Source organism: Pseudomonas sp. NPDC089752 (assembly GCF_044748725.1).
GTDB lineage: Bacteria > Pseudomonadota > Gammaproteobacteria > Pseudomonadales > Pseudomonadaceae > Aquipseudomonas.
The window spans coordinates 170,809-187,708 of record NZ_JBIVGP010000007.1; the positions used below are offsets into that span (position 1 = coordinate 170,809).

Consider the following 16,900-nt stretch of genomic DNA (forward strand, 5'->3'; position numbering starts at 1 on the left):
TTTCACGAGATCTGTCATGTTCAAGCTGCCCCGTCTTCTGCCCGCCCTGCTGCTGGCTTTATGCCTGCCCGCCCACGCCAACTGGCACCTCGATGGTGAGTCCTCACGGCTGTCGTTCGTCACCGGCAAGAACGGCGACACGGCCGAGGTCCACCGTTTTCTGGTGCTGCATGGCAGCGTCGACCGCAAAGGCGCGGCTGGGCTGCGTATCGAGATGGACTCGGTGAGCAGCGGCATCCCGCTGCGCGACGAGCGCATGCGTGATGACTTGTTCGAGGTTGGCCGTTTTGCCGAGGCAACGGTCAAGGCCCAGCTCGACCTGCGGCCGATCAACGACCTGGCCGACGGCGCGCAGATCGAATTGCGCCTGCCGCTGACCGTCACCCTGCACGGCCAGTCGCACAGCTACAACGCTTTGCTGCTGGCGACTCGCCTGGACGCGCGACGCTTCCAGGTGGTGACCCTCGAACCCTTGATTCTGCGTGCCGAGGACTTCGGCCTGGCGCCAGGCCTGGAAACCTTGCGCAAGTTCGCCAAGCTCAAGTCCATCAACCCGACGGTACCGGTCAACGCGGTGCTGATCTTCAACGCGCGCTGACATGCCGGGGCCGGTCTTCCCCTGGCGCGATGGCAATCAGTTCGAGCTGCTGATCGACGGGCCTGAATTTTTCCCACGCATGCTCCAGGCGATCGAGCGCGCCGAGTCCCAGGTCGACCTGGAGCTGTACCTGGTCGAGGCCGGCGCTTGTGCCGAGACGGTGGTCGCGGCCCTGGAGCGGGTAGCCCGTCGCGGCGTGCGGGTGCGCTGCCTGTTCGACGATTACGGTTCGCTCGCTTTCAATTCAGCCCTGCGCCAGCGCCTGCTGGACGCTGGCGTCTACCTGCGCTGGTACAACCGCCTGCGCTGGCGCCGCGGCCTGCGCAACCTGTACCGCGACCACCGCAAGCTGCTGCTGGTGGACGAGCGTTGGGCGGTGGTGGGTGGCACCGGTGTCACCGACGAGTTCTGGACCCCGGGTGAGGCCACCAGCGAATGGCACGAGGTAATGGTGCAGATCCAGGGCCCGCTGGTCAGCGATTGGCAACTGCTGTTCGATCGCCAGTGGCAGGCCAACAATCGCCGTACCGCCTGGCGGCCCCCCGAAGGCTTCGGCCTGCCGCGCCTGCCCAGGGTGCCAGCGCAGGGGCAGGGCATGGGCCGGGTGGCCTACGCCGACGCCCGCCAGCATCGCGACATCCTGCATTCGCTGGTGCGTGCGCTCAACAGTGGCAAGCAACGTGTGTGGCTGGCCACGCCATATTTTCTACCCACCTGGAGCGTGCGCCGCTCGCTGCGCCGGGCGGCGGGCAAAGGCGTCGACGTGCGCCTGCTGCTCACCGGCCCGCGCACCGATCACCCGTCGGTACGTTATGCCGGCCATCGCTATTACCCCCGTTTGCTGCGCGCCGGTGTGCGGATCTATGAATACCAGCCCTGCTTCCTGCACTTGAAGATGGCCTTGGTGGACGACTGGGTCAGCATTGGTTCGTGCAATTTCGACCACTGGAACCTGCGTTTCAACCTGGAGGCCAATGTCGAGGCGCTCGACCCGCCGCTGACGGCCGCCGTGCTGGCGAGCTTCGAGCGCGATTTCGCCCTCAGCGAAGAAGTCGACCTCGACCACTGGCACGCGCGGCCGTTGTGGCGTCGGGTGAAGCAGCGGGTGTGGGGCTGGTTGGACCGGTTAGTGGTCAACCTGCTCGACCGCCGAGACTGAGACCGGCTATCGTGCAGTGACTGTTTCCCTGCAAACGAAGGAGTGGATGCGATGACGGCTAAGAAGATTCTCATGCTGGTGGGCGACTACGTCGAGGACTACGAGGCGATGGTGCCTTTCCAGGCGCTGAGCATGGTCGGCCACACGGTGCATGCGGTGTGCCCGGAGAAAATCGCCGGGCAGACGGTGCGCACGGCGATCCACGATTTCGAGGGTGAACAGACTTACAGCGAAAAGCCGGGGCATAATTTTGCCTTGAACCATGACTTCGTTCAGGTCCGCCCGGAAAGTTACGATGCCTTGCTGATCCCCGGTGGACGTGCTCCAGAATATCTGCGCCTGGATGAGCGGGTGCTGGCGTTGGTGCGCGCCTTCGATCAAGCCGGGAAGCCGATTGCGGCGGTATGCCATGGTGCGCAGCTGCTGGCGGCGGCCGGGGTGCTGGAAGGGCGCGAATGCAGTGCCTATCCGGCCTGTGCGCCAGAAGTGCGACTGGCGGGCGGCACCTTCATCGATATCGCGGTGGACCAGGCGCATGTCGATGGCAACCTGGTGACGGCGCCTGCATGGCCAGCGCATCCTGCTTGGCTGGCGGCGTTCCTGAAGGTCTTGGGTACGCGTATCAGCTGACGCGTCCGATAGCGGTCATGGAACAATACCTGTCGCGCAGGGAAAAGGCGTTGTGTCGGGTCGGATGGTAGGGTTCCTCTTGTCATCCACTCCGACAGAACGACCGCCAAGCATGCAAATACGCCTGTTGCACGGCGCCGCTATCGCGCCATACATCGACGAACTCGCTCGCCTGCGCCTGACCGTGTTTCGTGAGTTTCCCATGCTTTTTGACAGCACCGCAGAGTATGAGGCCGAGCAGATAGGCATCTATGCCCAATCGGGGCGCAGCCTGGTGGTGTTGGCAGTGGAGGCCGGCCAGGTGGTCGGTGCTGCTACCGGCCTGCCTCTGGTAGACGTTGGCGCTGAGTTCCAGCAGCCGTTCCTCGCGCAGGGGCGGGACCCTGCCAGCGTGTACTTCTTTGGGGAATCGCTGGTCCTGCCCAAATATCGAGGCCAGGGCCTGGGGGTGCGCTTTTTCATCGAACGCGAATCTTATGCCCATAAGCTCGCCGAGTTCGACTACTGCGCATTTTCCACGGTGGAGCGGCCGGGCGGGCATCCGCTACGCCCGGCCAATTACAAACCGCTGCATGGGTTCTGGCGCAACCGTGGCTTCTTGCATGAGCCATCGCTGCGCACTTCCTGCAGTTGGCGTGACCTGAGGGACTCGCAGCAGTCGGCCAAGATCCTGTCATTCTGGCTCAAGCCGTTGCCGGCCTGAGTCAGGCTTCACTATTGCGGTCGGTATAGCGTCGACCGTGCTACTCCAAAGTGAGGTTTGTCGAGGAAGGTACTTGGCGACCCGTTTATCAGCCGGCTCAGCGGTGATGCCTTGTACACAGGCACATTGGTCACCTTCTCGAGGGTTGGGCCTTGTGCGCGAGCGCCCTGTAGCGTGGCTGGGCCCTTGAGGAATATCTTCTGACTGAAGGCTTCGACCGGTCGGCGCAACTCATTGGCAATTGACTGCGCCGCACCGCTCTTGCCACCCCAGCAGGCGAGCAACACGATCTTCTGGTCTGCGGGGTACCCCATTTCCGCCAGCCGAGGGGCAATCAGGTTGCGGGCGATGTTGAGCGCATCGTCTGCCTGCCCCTGTGCATTCATCAATTGCCCCAAGGGGTGCCCGTGGGTGACGAACGCCGCTGTGCCTTCGCCATACAGGTTTGGAATGAAGGCGACATCGCTGCCGCCTTTGGTAGTCGAGAAAAGTATGCTCGCGGGTCGTTCATTTCCGCCTGGGCCGAGCTTGTAAGGCTGAAAACCGGCCAGTTTGCTGGCGCTGCGGCCACTGGCGCTGGCTGCTGAGCTGACCAGTTTGGCGGCGGCGGGGACGATGCCGAACAGTGCGCCGGCGATACCGCTACCCAGTGATACCCAGCCCAGTGCACTGGCGGTCCGTTCATGCGTGTCGCTGGCCTGCAGCATCGCGCTGGCGGCACCGGTACCAAAAGACGTGACATTGAGCACTGCGCTGGTAACGGCCAGGGCGCCACTGGCACTCATTGCCCCCCAGCCCCCCGCGATCAACGGTAACAATGCTGCCCCCCCGGAAGCCAGGCTTGCTGCGCCAAGCGCCAGGCCGATACCCGTCACCACCCAGCTTTGCCAGCTATGACCGTCTGGATCGGTGCGCTCGATGGGGTTGCCACCGCAGTACACGTAAGGGTTGATTCCACCACGGCCGAACGGGCTCTCGTCGTCAGGGCTGAGGAAGGTCATCAACACGGGGTCATAGGGGCGATAGCCGCCGGGGACGAGCCAGCCGGTGAGCGGGTCGTGACGTTCACCCGCATAGCCAAAGCCTTGCTGCTGTTGTGCCGCGCCGTGGGGGGTGTATCTGCAATGACCAACTTCATCGCCGGCTTCCAGCATGACACTGCCCTGAGTGTCGCACCCCAGCAACGTGTTCTTGCGCACCCCTGCAGTGAGTTCGCTCAGGGCAAACAATGTCTGGCCATCGCTCACGACGCTCAACTGTACGTCGCCCTGCTGTTCATGGGTGAGTTGCCCGGCGCTATGGAAGCTGCGGGTCAGCTGCCCATCGAGCATGCGGTCGCACAAGTGGCCGCTGGGGTCGTAGGCATAGCTGCAACTGCGGCCCGAAACGTCGACGCCCGCGAGGCGCCCTTCGCTGTCCCAACTCAGCGAGCGGCCCAAACTGTCCTCGACCACGCGGCCGCAGGCGTCATGACGCAAGTCGATACGCGCGGGCCAAGTGGCGTGGGTATGAGTGATGGTGACGAGCTGAGTCGGATCCTGCGCACTGTAGCTGAACTCGGCCTGATCCTGGCTGCCGTCGGCAAATACGCTGACCACCTGCGTGTAGCCATCCAGTGCGTTGAAGTTGAAACGCTGTTCGACAATGGCGTTGCCGAAGGCGTCCAACGGGGCTGACGTGGGCGTGACGGTGTAGCGAATCAACCGACCGCGCAGGTCGTAGTCGAAATGCTCTTCACCTTGTTGCCCATCGCCGCTCCAGGTCCGCGCAACGAGCCGATCGAGATTGGAGTAGGTGAGGGTCTGGGTGCTCTGGAAGGGTTCGGAATCAAGCCTGTCGAGGGTGAAGGTGCGCTGGTGTTCGCGGCCCATGGCATCGTAGGCGATCACCTGGCGCAGGTGTCGCCCGTTGTCAGGGTCGTCGCAGACGATGGTCGCAGGGCGGGAGAAGGCGTCATAGGTGTAGGTGGTTTCCAGTGCGCCGACTCGCAGCACGTGGAGCCGGCCCAGAGTATCCAGGCTGCGCTGGTGTTCGACCCCGGCGGCATCGGTGAACCGGAGGGGCAGGCCTTTGAACGAGTGTTCCCAGGTCGTGATGTGTTGCTCGCCATCGATGTTCCAGGTTACCCGCTCGGCAAGCCCCGCGGCGTTGAATTGCCATTGCTGACGGCCATGATCATCGCTGGCCACCATGGGCACCCCCAGCGTTGGGTGGTAACCGAGTGTGCGTGCGCCGCCTGTGTCTGGAATGGTGGCAACCAGGGCGTTACCCAGGTTCGGTTCATAGGTATACGAAAGGACAGTGCCGTCGGCCAGCGTATTGGCTGTCGGTGGCAGCTGGTTGGCCTGGTAGTGATAGCGTGTGCTGCGCCTGCCGACCTCCACAGTGCGCTGTCGGCCGAGGCCGTCGAAGGTCTGGCGGCCGATCACTTGCCCATCTACTGCAACGCACTGGGGATGATGATCGTCACTGTGGGGGGCGAACGTCCAGGTCAGGCGGGTGGAATCAGGCAGCTGTTTTTCGATCACGCGTGAGTAGGCGTCATAATGGTAGCGCGTCACGGCATCGGCCACACCTGTGGCATGGGTGCGCTGCTCGATGATCCGATCGATTCCGTCGCGGACCAGGTGCAAGGTGCGCATCAGTTGGCCGGTATTATCGAAGTCCTGCTGTTCGATCGGGCTGCCGGCGACGTTGTAACGGGTTAACTGCCGAGGCCCCGACTGGCCATCGGCCGTCTGCCATTGCTCACTTAGCAGATTGATCGGATCGTGCCGCACATGCTGTTCGATCCCGGTCGCAGTGGTGGTGCTGGCAGCCTTGCCCCAGCCGTCGTAACGGGTCGTGCTGGTCAGCACCAAGGCTTCAGGCGGTGAGCCAATCCAGTCGAGGGTGGTTTCCCGGACCTTGCGGCCTAGCCCGTCGAACGTAGTGCGGTTGACCTCGCGAAATGTGTCGGGTGGGTTTTCCAGGTCTTCGAGCTCCACGCAGATGACGTTGCCATCGCCATCGAGCCACTGCCGTTGACGGCGGCCGATGACATCGACCTGCTCGACCATGACCGGGTTACGCTCACTATTGCCACGGGCCAGGCGGGCAGTGTCGTCGTGGAAGTGGTAGCGGGTCAGCTGCTCGGTCTGGAATGGGCTGTCGATGGCGCTCAGGGCGCGAACCAGCCGGCCGAGCGCATCGTACTCGTAACGGGTCAAACTGCCGGTTTCGCTGCGTTCCCAACAGATCAGACCGCTGCCCAGCCACTGTGCGCTGCGAGTGCTGGAGCGGTTTTGCTCATCGTTTTCGAAGCCAATGATAGTGGTCGAGGTGATCAGTTGGCCCTCGTTCATCTGGTAATCGAAGGCGGTGGTGGTCACGTTGCCTTGCAGCGTTACCGCGATAGCCTGAACCCGCCCATGGTGAGGGCCTGAGGCGTCGATGTAGGTGTATTGGGTCGCTTCCAGCAGATCCTGGTCATGGCCATTGAAGGCCTGTTCGCTTTCGACGACGATGTGGACGTGGTCAGGCTCGGCCATGTTGGCCAGCGACTGGTAGGTGTAGGTGATGCTGGACATCGCTGCATCGCCTGCCGCCTGGGCCGGGATGATGGTCTTGCGCTTGAGGTGTCGCACCATGCCCAGTGGGTCAGGCGGGCAACCTTCGGCGCCTTCGGCTGGGTAATATTCGCTCAGCTCCTGGACCCCGCTGGGGTGACCGGTATGCACGACATTGCCGAAATCATCGTAGCGATAAGTGGTCGTTTCACTGCGATGGGTGTCCGCCTGGGCAAGGTCGACGTAAGTGGTGGAAATCTCGATGGGCAACTGGCAGTACGCTGGCTGCTGCGCCCAGGTCAGCTTGGGGTCGGCTGCGTAAGCGAAGCGTTTGCGGGTTTCGCAGTTGCCCAGCCGGTGGGTTTCGCTTATCAGCAGGTGATAGCGGTCCCAGGTGCGGTGGTAAGTGCCCAGGGGTTCGCCGGCGCCGTCGGTGAGGGTTTCGATGGCTTGGTATCGATAGTCACTGTCCACTTGGTAGAGGTTGTCTCGGCCATCGCTCCACTCGAATGCCTGGTCACTGCCAAAACCCAGGTAGTTATGATCGCCGACCCATTCGTAGCTGTGGTTCAGCTCGCTGGCTTGCAACCCGCTGGCGTGTGTCCAGGCGATCACCCGCGGTAACCACGGAAAAGGTGCGCCGTCGGGTAGCTGATGGCCGTCGTTCGGCGCAGACCATTTAACGATGTCCTGGGCACCCAGCGGGCTGGTGACATGCGAAGGTAGCAACAACTCGGCGCCGTTGGGCATTTGCAGGGTGTCGTAGTCGATTTCGAAGGCCGAGTCGACACCGGGCAGATGGATGCTGCTCACACGGTCGTTGCTCAGCCATAGCTGCAGCAATGCGTTGTCAGGGTTGTCAGGGTTCAAGCTGAACTGCAGATCGCCGCCGTCGTGTTCCAGCCGCACCAGCGAGCGCGTTTCATCGCGAACCTGGTGCAAAATGTAGTCGTCATCGCCAAACGGCATCCAATCGAAAAACAGCTTGCGGCCTTCAGGCGAGCGCATTTCAGTGAGCAGATAGCGTGCGCTGCCAGCGTCTTGTTTTTCGAGAATTTCGCAATCCCCGGTCTTTTTATCGATCCGCACGCTGCCGTCAGCCTGCCACGCTACCTTGAGACTCTTGAGCTTGTGGTCGAAGAACACCAATCGTTCTCCCGGCGCCAGGTTCGAAGCGTTCAGGTCGACGGCAAAACGTTCGCCCGATGCCAGGCTCAGGTGCGGGTTGTGCTGATCGAGGTTGAGCTCGGACAATCCGAGGTTCCAGCCCAGGCCGTAGCCGCGGTTGACCGCAGAGCTGAGCGTGTTGAAGGCTAGCGAGAGGCTGAGCGAGGGGCCGCAGAGGTGGTTGGCGGCGGGTAGCGGCAGGGAGAGGGCGAGGGTGAATTGACCGGTGCGGTCATCCACGCCGGTTTTTACGAAATCGCCGAAGTTGCTGGCTTGGCTATGAATACTGGACATGGCGGTTAACTCAGGCTGGCGAATGGTCGGCGCTTGGCTTGCAAGCGCCGTGGTAGCTCACGCGAAAGGGCTCAGTTCACGCGGAAGTCGACAACCCTGTCGTTATCCGTTGTGAAAAATTCGACCTCGTGCGCGTTGCCATCCTGATCAATGAGTGTCCACAGGCTTTCGTGGACCTCGATCTCATTGAAGTACATGGAATAGAAGCGCCGGTGCGAACAGAAAATGGCCATGTGATGACGACGTGGCAGGAAGGTTTTACGTGCTTCGGGAAATTCGTGGTGGAAATGATGCTCAACGGCATAGACAGACACGTCATAGTGCTGGCTGTAATCATTGACCCCCTCGAATGAGAACAGGGCATGGTCCCAATTGCGCCGCTTGTAGAACACCTCACCCGACGCTGTCGCGTGCGCGATGCTCTGGACGATGGTGAAGTTGGGATCCTTGAAGCCGAAGTAGCCAACGTCCACCTTGAACTCGTCATCGTGGTTATTGACGCTCTCGATCTGGTATTCGACTCTTGGCTCCATGCTCAACTGGAAGGCCGAATCTGGGTGGCGTCGCGGCGAAATGGATTCGAGGACGACCGATGACTGGAAGGGGCCTTCATTGGTTTCGAAGTGAGTCGTCTCATCCTTCCAGATACCCGCATGGATTGTAGACAGCGTGCCACCCGGCAATGTCGAAGTGACATAGAAGCGTCGGCGCACGGCGTTGGTCGAGGCATCCAGCAACGGGCTGGGGACTGCGCCGGACGCTGCATGGTAGACAAAGCGCGGGTCGCGTTCGGCGTGAGCTTTGAGATCGCCTTTCAGGTCGTGGATCTTGCCGTCGTCATCGATCAGGATGAGCTGCATCGAGGCCAATGACTGTTCACTGATGGTCTGGCCCTGGCGGGGTTCGATGGTGATCGTCACTTCCACCTGTTGTCGGCCATTGGCAAACACTCGGTTGGAGTTGGAGGTGATATCGACACGGAAGCGACGTAGCCATTGGCTGGCATTTGCGGAGTTGCTCATCAGGTCATCCTCTGGGTTGGATGTGCCTATTTGAAGAGCAACGGTGGGGCTGGGTGGGGTAAATAAATAGTGTTTTCTGCGGCCCCATCGCCGGTGACCGGCGATGGGGTAGCACGTTTACATCAGATCACTTGACTTCAACGGCCAGGCTCTCGGCGATCTTGCCCTGCCACAGCGCAGGCCCAGTGATGTGCACCGACTCACCGTTGCTGTCGACCGCGACGGTGACTGGCATGTCCTTCACGTCGAACTCGTAGATCGCTTCCATGCCCAGCTCGGCGAATGCCAGGACCTTGGACTTGCGGATAGCCTGGGCCACCAGGTAGGCGGCGCCGCCAACGGCCATCAGGTACACGGCTTTGTTGTCCTTGATCGCTTCGATGGCGGTCGGGCCGCGCTCAGACTTGCCGATCATGCCCAGCAGGCCGGTCTGTTCGAGGATCTGGCGGGTGAACTTGTCCATGCGCGTGGCGGTGGTCGGGCCGGCTGGGCCTACCACTTCGTCACCGACCGGGTCGACCGGGCCGACGTAGTAGATGAAGCGGCCTTTGAGGTCGACCGGCAGTTCTTCACCACGGTTGAGCATTTCGACCATGCGCTTGTGCGCGGCGTCGCGGCCGGTGAGCATCTTGCCGTTGAGCAGGATGGTTTCGCCCGGCTTCCAGCTGGCGACTTCTTCCGGGGTGATCTCGTCGAGGTTGACGCGACGGGCGCTCGGGCCGGCTTCCCAGACGATCTCCGGGTAGGCGTCCAGCGATGGCGCTTCCAGCTCGGCCGGGCCGGTACCGTCGAGCACGAAGTGGGCGTGACGGGTGGCGGCGCAGTTAGGGATCATGCACACCGGCAGGGAGGCGGCGTGGGTCGGGTAGTCCATGATCTTGACGTCGAGCACGGTGGTCAGGCCGCCCAGGCCCTGGGCGCCGATGCCCAGCTGGTTGACCTTCTCGAACAGCTCCAGGCGGATCTCTTCCAGGCGGTTCTGCGGGCCACGGGCCTTCAGTTCGTGAATGTCGATGGACTCCATCAGCACTTCCTTGGCCATGACCGCAGCCTTCTCGGCGGTACCGCCGATGCCGATGCCGAGCATGCCAGGCGGGCACCAGCCAGCACCCATGGTCGGTACGGTCTTCAGCACCCAGTCGACGATCGAGTCGGACGGGTTGAGCATGGCCATCTTCGACTTGTTCTCGGAACCGCCGCCCTTGGCTGCGACGTCCACTTCGACCTTGTCGCCCGGGACGATCGAGTAGTGGATGACGGCCGGGGTGTTGTCCTTGGTGTTCTTGCGGGCACCGGCCGGGTCGGCCAGGATCGAAGCGCGCAGGACGTTTTCAGGCAGGTTGTAGGCGCGACGCACACCTTCGTTGATCATGTCGTCGACGCTCAGGGTGGCGCCGTCCCAGCGCACGTCCATGCCAACGCGGACGAACACGGTGACGATACCGGTGTCCTGGCAGATCGGGCGGTGGCCGGTGGCGCACATGCGCGAGTTGATCAGGATCTGGGCGATCGAGTCGCGCGCGGCAGGCGACTCTTCACGCAGGTAGGCCTCGTGCATCGCCTGGATGAAGTCGACGGGGTGGTAGTACGAGATGAATTGCAGGGCGTCGGCGACGCTCTGAATCAGGTCGTCTTGCTTGATCACGGTCATGCAGCGCGCTCCTCTTAAAGACGGGAACATTCGTAAAGGCCTTCCGACACTGCACACGGTGTGTCGAAACGCCTGGCAAGGCGCCGGCAGGTCAGGCCGACGTAAAAAGGCGCGGCAGTATAGCGCGCCTGTGGCGGCGAAACACCTGCGTGTGGTCTGGACCATGGTCGGCTGCTGACGGGCATCCTTTTTGCTGCCAGTACTGGCTTGCCTTAGAGTGGCCCTATAGACCTGGAGAGATGATGACCATGCCTGAACTCTGCGTGGGCGAGCGCCGCTGGACGGTGCCCACCGGCAGCAACCTGCTCGATGCCCTGAACGAGGCGGGGTTGAATGTGCCTTACAGCTGCCGCGCCGGCAGCTGTCACGCCTGCCTGGTGCACTGCCTGGACGGGCAACCGGCAGATGCCTTGCCCGAGGCGCTGGCGTTGGATAAGCACGCACAGGGCTGGCGCCTGGCCTGCCAGTGCTGGGTGGTAGGTGACCTGCGTGTGGCGGTGTTCGACCCGCTGCAGGACGGGATTCCTGCCCAGGTTTGTGCACTGGACTGGTTCGGCGATGTACTGCGATTGCGCCTGCGGCCTGAGCGGGCGCTGCGTTACCAGGCGGGTCAGCATGTGGTGCTGTGGTGCGGATCGGTCGCGCGGCCGTATTCGCTGGCGAGCCTGCCGGGGGAAGATGATTTTCTCGAATTTCATATCGACTGCCAGCGGCCAGGCGCCTTTTGTGACAGCGCTCGGCAGTTGAAGGTTGGCGATACGCTGCGTTTGGGGGAGCTCAGGGGCGGTGCGTTGCACTACGATTCGGACTGGCAGGCGCGACCACTATGGCTGTTGGCGGCGGGGACCGGACTGGCGCCGTTATGGGGCATCTTGCGAGAGGCAGTGCGGCAGGGGCATCAGGGCGAAATCAGAGTGATGCATGTGGCGCGCGATGGCGCGGGGCATTACCTGGCGGAGCCTTTGCTGGGCATTGAAGGCGTGAGTGTCGAACCGGTGTTGGCGGACCAGTTGGACGAGGCGTTGGCTGCTTTGCGCCCATCATCACGACAGACGGTTGCGCTGTTGTGTGGCTCGCCGGGGAGTGTCGAGCGCTTTGCGCGGCGGCTGTTTATTGCGGGGATACCGAGAAATCAGGTATTAGCCGATGTGTTTGTAGAGCATGCGTGATGCTTTGCGGTGTTCGGGCCGGCCTCTTCGCGGGACAAGCCCGCTCCCACAGGGTTCGTGCGCAAACCTTGTGGGAGCGGGCTTGCCCCGCGAATGGGCCGCAGAGCGGCCCCTTTGAAGGCTATCAGCCGACCAGCGGATCACCGACATGCAGGATCTTCATGCCGTTGGTGCCACCGATGGTGTGGTAGCTGTCGCCTTTGGTCAGGATCACCCAGTCACCTTGCTCCACCAGCCCACGCTTGAGCAGTTCGTCGACTGCCGCCTGGCTGACCTTGTCGGCCGGCAACGAGGCCGGGTCGAAGGCAATCGGGTAGACGCCGCGGAACATCGAGGTACGGGCCTGAGTGGCGCGGTGTGGAGTGAGCGCGAAGATCGGCACGTGCGAACGCAGGCGCGACATGATCAGCGGGGTGTAGCCACTTTCGGTGAGGGCGATGATCGCCTTGACGCCGGGGAAGTGGTTGGCGGTGTACATGGCCGCCAGGGCGATGCTTTCGTCGCAACGCTCGAAGGTGGTGTGCAGGCGGTGGCTGGACTTCTGGTTGGTCGGGTGCTTTTCGGCACCTTGGCAAATCCGCGCCATGGCCTGTACGGCTTCGATCGGGTACGAACCCGCGGCGCTCTCGGCCGACAGCATCACCGCATCGGTGTTGTCGAGCACGGCGTTGGCCACGTCGGACACTTCGGCACGGGTCGGCATCGGGTTCTGGATCATCGACTCCATCATCTGGGTCGCGACGATCACCGCCTTGTTGTTGCGGCGGGCGTGCTGAATGATCTTCTTCTGGATGCCGATCAGCTCGGCGTCGCCGATTTCCACACCCAGGTCGCCACGGGCAACCATGACCGCGTCGGAGGCGGCGATCAGGCCGTCGAGGGTTTCGTCGTCGGCAACGGCTTCGGCGCGCTCGATCTTGGCCACCAGCCAGGCGCTGCCGCCGGACTCGTCACGCAGCTTGCGGGCGTATTCCATGTCCTTGGCGTCACGCGGGAACGACACGGCCAGGTAGTCCAGGTCCATTTCCGCAGCCAGTTTGATGTCGGCCTTGTCTTTTTCGGTCAGGGCCGGTGCGGTCAGGCCGCCACCTTTGCGGTTGATGCCTTTGTGGTCCGACAGCGGGCCGCCGACGATCACCACGCAGTGCAGGGCATCGGCAGTGGCGGTTTCGACGCGCATGACCACGCGGCCATCGTCAAGCAGCAGTTCGTCGTTTACGCCGCAGTCCTTGACCAGGTCGGGGTAGTCGATCCCGACGATGTCCTGGTTGCCTTCGGTCAGCGGGTGGACGGTGGAGAAGGTGAACTTGTCACCGACTTTCAGTTCGATGCGCTTGTTGCTGAACTTGGCGATGCGGATCTTCGGACCCTGCAGGTCGCCCAGCAGTGCGACGTGACGGCCATTCTTGGCGGCGATGTCACGGATCAGGCGGGCGCGCGCCTTGTGCTCGTCCGGGGTGCCGTGGGAGAAGTTCAGGCGTGCCACGTCCAGGCCGGCGAGGATCAGTTGTTCGATCACTTGCGGCGAGTTGCTGGCGGGGCCAAGGGTGGCGACGATTTTGGTACGGCGGATGGTCATGCACAGACTCCTATAGTGAAGCGCAGCGAAAGGCTACTCCTCAATTGCGCTGTAGTCATTGTTCCATTGCACTACCTGCACGCAAGACAGGGTGGCATTTGAACGGTCGGCGTATGCTTGCAAAACCCTGTGAAGATTTGCCGATGCTGGCCGATACATTGGCATCAAAGGAGATCCCCCATGCGAGCCCTGATCGTTTTCGTCCTGGCGGCCAGCGCCGTCGGCTGCACCCGCTGGTCCATGGACCATCACTTGAACAACGCCTACCGCGCCTATGACCGGGGCGATTGCCAGAAGGTCATGCTGGAACTGTCGCAGGTCGACCGCACCAGCCGTGCCCGGCCGTTCATCCACCCGGAAGTGTCGCTGCTGCGTGGCCAGTGCCTGGAGCGCCAGCAGTTGTACGTGGACGCTGCGCAAACCTACGAGTATCTGATTCAGCAGTACCCGCGCAACGAATACGCCTATCGCGCCAAGGCCCGACTGCAGACATTGGAGAAGCTTGGCCACTATCGTGCTGGCCAAGCGGCAGTGGCCACCCCGGTGAATACCTCTCCTTGGCGTTAACACCAAGGTATCGTACATTTCACGGGATTTGCCGCGCGCGCTGCGCTAACCTGTAACTCAGTTGTTACAACCACCGCCAGTCTCTGGTATTGCTGGCATCGGGTACGGATCGCACCAGTGACCATGTTCAACCAGCGCCATATCGAACGCCATCAGTTGCCTTGTGTACTCAAGGTCTTCAACCGCTTCACCGATCAGCCGATCGGGCAGTTGGGCAATGCCTCTGAAGATGGCCTGATGTTGATCAGCCAGCTCCCTGTGCTGGTTGGGCCGGACTACGAGCTGCAATTGCGTCGACCGCTGGCCGGTGGCGGCTTTCAATTCATCAACCTGACCGCCAGTTGCCTGTGGTGCCGCGAAGACCAGACGCCGGGGCACTACGACTCGGGCTTCATGCTGTTGCAGGCATCACGCGAATACGACGAGTTCGTGCGCTCGTTGCGCGACTTTTTCAGTTTCAACTCGGCCAACGCTTCTGTCTGAGGTCCGCTAGGCTGTGTACGAAATAGCTTGAAACGCAGGTTAGGCAAGGCAAAAACCGGCGAGGAAGCGGAGTTGACTGGTTGTCAATGAGCATTCCGAGCCGGTTTTTAACGCAGCATAACCAAGTTTCAAGCTATTGCGTACATAGCCTAGAATCGGGGCGACCTTGTATCAGGACGACCCCGTGACCTCCATCTTCTGGCACGACTACGAAACCACTGGCATCAACCCGCGCTGCGACCGTCCGCTGCAGGTGGCCGGTGTGCGCACCGACTTCGACCTCAATGAAGTCGACGAGCCGATCAGCCTTTATTGCCGCCCTTCCGACGATATCCTTCCGCACCCGGCGGCGTGCCTGGTGACCGGTATTACTCCGCAACAATTGGCCAATCAGGGCCTGTGCGAAGCCGAGTTCATGACCCGGGTTCATGAGCAGCTGGCGCGCCCTGGGACCTGTGGCGCTGGCTACAACACGCTGCGCTTCGACGACGAAGTCACCCGTTACAGCCTGTACCGCAACTTCTTCGACCCCTATGCCCGCGAATGGCAGGGCGGCAACAGCCGCTGGGATCTGATCGACGTGGTGCGCACGGCGTACGCCCTGCGCCCGGAGGGCATCGTCTGGCCACAACAGGATGGGCGCACCAGCCTGCGCCTGGAGTTGCTCAGCCAGGCCAATGGCATCGATCACGGGCATGCCCACGAAGCACTTTCCGACGTGCGGGCGACCATTGCCTTGGCGCGCCTGATTCGGCAACAGCAACCCAAGTTGTTCGAGTGGCTGTTCCAGTTGCGCAGCAAGCATAAGGTGATGGAGCAAATCCGTTTATTGCAACCGCTGGTACATATATCGGGACGCTTCTCGGCAGCCCGTCATTATCTGGGCGTAGTCTTGCCACTGGCCTGGCACCCAAAAAATCGCAATGCACTGATTGTATGCGACTTGCATCAGGAAACCCTGCCGTTAATAAGGGAAAGTGCCGAGGTACTGCGTGAGCGGTTGTACACACGCCGTGAGGAACTTTCTGAAGATCAATTACCGGTACCCCTGAAGTTGCTGCAGATCAATCGCTGCCCGGTCGTGGCACCGCTTTCGGTTTTGCGTCCTGCGGATCAGCAGCGGTTGGGTATCGATCTGGCATTGCTGCAATCACGGGCTGAAGCACTGGCCAATCAACAGGCGCAGTGGCAACACAAGCTGGAATATATCTACAGCAAGGAAGACTTTGTTCCGAGTGAAGACCCCGAGCAGCAGTTGTATGACGGTTTTCTCGGTGACCGCGATCGGCGCCTGTGCGAGCAAGTGCGTACCCTGGACCCCGCTCAGTTGGGGCATGGCCATTGGATGTTCGATGATCCGCGCATGCCTGAGTTGTTGTTCCGTTACCGGGCACGTAACTTCCCTGAGACCTTGAACAGTGAAGAGCGTCAGCGCTGGCATGGTTTCTGTCAGCAGCGGCTCAGCGACCCGCAATGGGGGGCACCGAACACCCTGGGCGACTTCGAGCAGGCCCGGCAGGGCGCCTGGGCCAATGCGGACGAGGCGGGGCGGCGGGTGCTGGATGCCTGGCAGGCCCATGCCCGGCAATTGTCCGAGCGGTTCGCCTTGAGTGGAGTTGCTTGAATAAACAAGAACGCCGGCATTGAGCCGGCGTTCTTGTTTAAAGCGGTGGCGCGTGTAAGCGGACAGATCAGTCCAGCAGGGTCGCCCAGCTTTCAACCACATCACCACCCCACTTGGCTTTCCATTCTTTCAGGGTCTTGTGGTTGCCGCCTTTGGTTTCGATTACTTCACCGTTGTGCGGGTTCTTGTATTGCTTGACCTTGCGCGCACGCTTGGTGGCGGTGGTCTTGACGGCGCCACGTGGGGCTTTGCTCAGTTTCGACTCTGGGTCGAGCAGGGCAATGACGTCGCGCAGCGACTTGGAGTATTCGCCCATCAAGGTGCGCAGTTTGCCTTCGAACTCCAGTTCTTTTTTCAGCTTGTCATCCTGCGACAGGTTGGCCAGGCGGGCCTGAAGTTCCTTGATGGCTTCTTCGGTAGCGCGGTATTCGTTGATCAGAGACATGGAGTGTTCCTTGATGCGTGTTCGGAAATGTGTGGAGCAATAATAGACAGGCGAAACTCTCAAGTAAACCAATTAATCAGGCCATAAACTCTTAATGTGCCTGTGACAAAATATCTCAAGGTTAAGAAAAATTTACATATGCCCCTGCAATTCGTCATGTTTGTCATCTGTCTGCCGTGGCGGGTTGTCGCAGCCTGCGCTGCTGGGTGGCGCCGGGTGCGGACACGATGATTACTGCGTTTTTTCGGGCAGGCCGTTAGA

The 16,900-nt window shown here is 61.6% G+C and carries 13 protein-coding genes; 8 read left to right on the forward strand and 5 right to left on the reverse strand.

What is annotated here, in order from left to right; translation table 11 throughout:
• The first annotated feature begins 16 nt into the window (after nt 1-16).
• The 4 genes from ACIPZF_RS13940 (at nt 17) to ACIPZF_RS13955 (ending at nt 3,090) form a co-directional block, all read left to right on the forward strand.
• Nucleotides 17-598, forward strand: coding sequence for a YceI family protein (locus ACIPZF_RS13940; protein ID WP_400800123.1), 582 nt, complete (start codon nt 17-19; stop codon nt 596-598).
• A gap of 1 nt (nt 599) precedes the next feature.
• A complete protein-coding gene (locus tag ACIPZF_RS13945) occupies nt 600-1,757 on the forward strand; it encodes a phosphatidylserine/phosphatidylglycerophosphate/cardiolipin synthase family protein (RefSeq protein WP_400800126.1) in 1,158 nt (385 codons plus the stop codon).
• A gap of 51 nt (nt 1,758-1,808) precedes the next feature.
• On the forward strand, nt 1,809-2,387 hold the full coding sequence (locus tag ACIPZF_RS13950; protein ID WP_400800129.1) for a DJ-1/PfpI family protein: 579 nt from the start codon (nt 1,809-1,811) through the stop codon (nt 2,385-2,387).
• A 112-nt stretch (nt 2,388-2,499) separates the two neighbouring features.
• Entirely contained in the window at nt 2,500-3,090 is a 591-nt protein-coding gene (locus tag ACIPZF_RS13955) for a GNAT family acetyltransferase (protein ID WP_400800132.1), read from the forward strand.
• Between the two features lie 11 nt (nt 3,091-3,101).
• On the opposite strand, the gene ACIPZF_RS13960 is transcribed toward ACIPZF_RS13955, so the two are convergent.
• The 3 genes from ACIPZF_RS13960 to ACIPZF_RS13970 form a co-directional block, all read right to left on the reverse strand.
• Nucleotides 3,102-8,099: an RHS repeat domain-containing protein gene (locus ACIPZF_RS13960; RefSeq protein ID WP_400800133.1), complete on the reverse strand. Its 4,998-nt coding sequence runs from the start codon at nt 8,097-8,099 to the stop codon at nt 3,102-3,104.
• A gap of 71 nt (nt 8,100-8,170) precedes the next feature.
• Nucleotides 8,171-9,121, reverse strand: a complete 951-nt coding sequence (locus ACIPZF_RS13965; protein ID WP_400800134.1) for a hypothetical protein — start codon at nt 9,119-9,121, stop codon at nt 8,171-8,173.
• Nucleotides 9,122-9,248: 127 nt separating this feature from the next.
• A complete protein-coding gene (locus ACIPZF_RS13970) occupies nt 9,249-10,772 on the reverse strand; it encodes a fumarate hydratase (RefSeq protein WP_400800136.1) in 1,524 nt (507 codons plus the stop codon).
• Nucleotides 10,773-11,020: 248 nt separating this feature from the next.
• Here ACIPZF_RS13970 and ACIPZF_RS13975 point away from each other — a divergent pair, with 248 nt between their 5' ends.
• Nucleotides 11,021-11,941: an iron-sulfur-binding ferredoxin reductase gene (locus ACIPZF_RS13975; protein WP_400800138.1), complete on the forward strand. Its 921-nt coding sequence runs from the start codon at nt 11,021-11,023 to the stop codon at nt 11,939-11,941.
• Between the two features lie 124 nt (nt 11,942-12,065).
• Here ACIPZF_RS13975 and pyk read toward each other — a convergent pair whose 3' ends face one another.
• A complete protein-coding gene (pyk, locus tag ACIPZF_RS13980) occupies nt 12,066-13,520 on the reverse strand; it encodes a pyruvate kinase (RefSeq protein ID WP_400800141.1) in 1,455 nt (484 codons plus the stop codon).
• A gap of 180 nt (nt 13,521-13,700) precedes the next feature.
• On the opposite strand from pyk, the gene ACIPZF_RS13985 reads away from it, so the two are divergent.
• The 3 genes from ACIPZF_RS13985 to sbcB all read left to right on the forward strand — a co-directional run bounded on the left by ACIPZF_RS13985 (nt 13,701) and on the right by sbcB (nt 16,194).
• On the forward strand, nt 13,701-14,087 hold the full coding sequence (locus ACIPZF_RS13985; protein ID WP_400800144.1) for a tol-pal system YbgF family protein: 387 nt from the start codon (nt 13,701-13,703) through the stop codon (nt 14,085-14,087).
• 123 nt (nt 14,088-14,210) lie between these two features.
• The gene (locus tag ACIPZF_RS13990; RefSeq protein ID WP_400800587.1) at nt 14,211-14,570 is read left to right on the forward strand and encodes a PilZ domain-containing protein; all 360 of its coding nucleotides are present in this window, start codon (nt 14,211-14,213) and stop codon (nt 14,568-14,570) included.
• A 184-nt stretch (nt 14,571-14,754) separates the two neighbouring features.
• Entirely contained in the window at nt 14,755-16,194 is a 1,440-nt protein-coding gene (sbcB, locus tag ACIPZF_RS13995) for an exodeoxyribonuclease I (RefSeq protein WP_400800146.1), read from the forward strand.
• 67 nt (nt 16,195-16,261) lie between these two features.
• Here sbcB and mvaT read toward each other — a convergent pair whose 3' ends face one another.
• A complete protein-coding gene (mvaT, locus tag ACIPZF_RS14000) occupies nt 16,262-16,639 on the reverse strand; it encodes a histone-like nucleoid-structuring protein MvaT (RefSeq protein WP_186659333.1) in 378 nt (125 codons plus the stop codon).
• Nucleotides 16,640-16,900 lie beyond the last annotated feature (261 nt).

Coding starts and splice junctions, on each gene's coding strand:
- ACIPZF_RS13965 (WP_400800134.1), bottom strand. CDS start 9,121: ATGAGCAACTCCGCAAATGCCAGCCAATGGCTACGTCGCTTCCGTGTC.
- ACIPZF_RS13955 (WP_400800132.1), top strand. CDS start 2,500: ATGCAAATACGCCTGTTGCACGGCGCCGCTATCGCGCCATACATCGAC.
- ACIPZF_RS13945 (WP_400800126.1), top strand. CDS start 600: ATGCCGGGGCCGGTCTTCCCCTGGCGCGATGGCAATCAGTTCGAGCTG.
- ACIPZF_RS13975 (WP_400800138.1), top strand. CDS start 11,021: ATGCCTGAACTCTGCGTGGGCGAGCGCCGCTGGACGGTGCCCACCGGC.
- mvaT (WP_186659333.1), bottom strand. CDS start 16,639: ATGTCTCTGATCAACGAATACCGCGCTACCGAAGAAGCCATCAAGGAA.
- ACIPZF_RS13970 (WP_400800136.1), bottom strand. CDS start 10,772: ATGACCGTGATCAAGCAAGACGACCTGATTCAGAGCGTCGCCGACGCC.
- pyk (WP_400800141.1), bottom strand. CDS start 13,520: ATGACCATCCGCCGTACCAAAATCGTCGCCACCCTTGGCCCCGCCAGC.
- ACIPZF_RS13985 (WP_400800144.1), top strand. CDS start 13,701: ATGCGAGCCCTGATCGTTTTCGTCCTGGCGGCCAGCGCCGTCGGCTGC.
- ACIPZF_RS13950 (WP_400800129.1), top strand. CDS start 1,809: ATGACGGCTAAGAAGATTCTCATGCTGGTGGGCGACTACGTCGAGGAC.
- ACIPZF_RS13990 (WP_400800587.1), top strand. CDS start 14,211: ATGTTCAACCAGCGCCATATCGAACGCCATCAGTTGCCTTGTGTACTC.
- ACIPZF_RS13940 (WP_400800123.1), top strand. CDS start 17: ATGTTCAAGCTGCCCCGTCTTCTGCCCGCCCTGCTGCTGGCTTTATGC.
- ACIPZF_RS13960 (WP_400800133.1), bottom strand. CDS start 8,099: ATGTCCAGTATTCATAGCCAAGCCAGCAACTTCGGCGATTTCGTAAAA.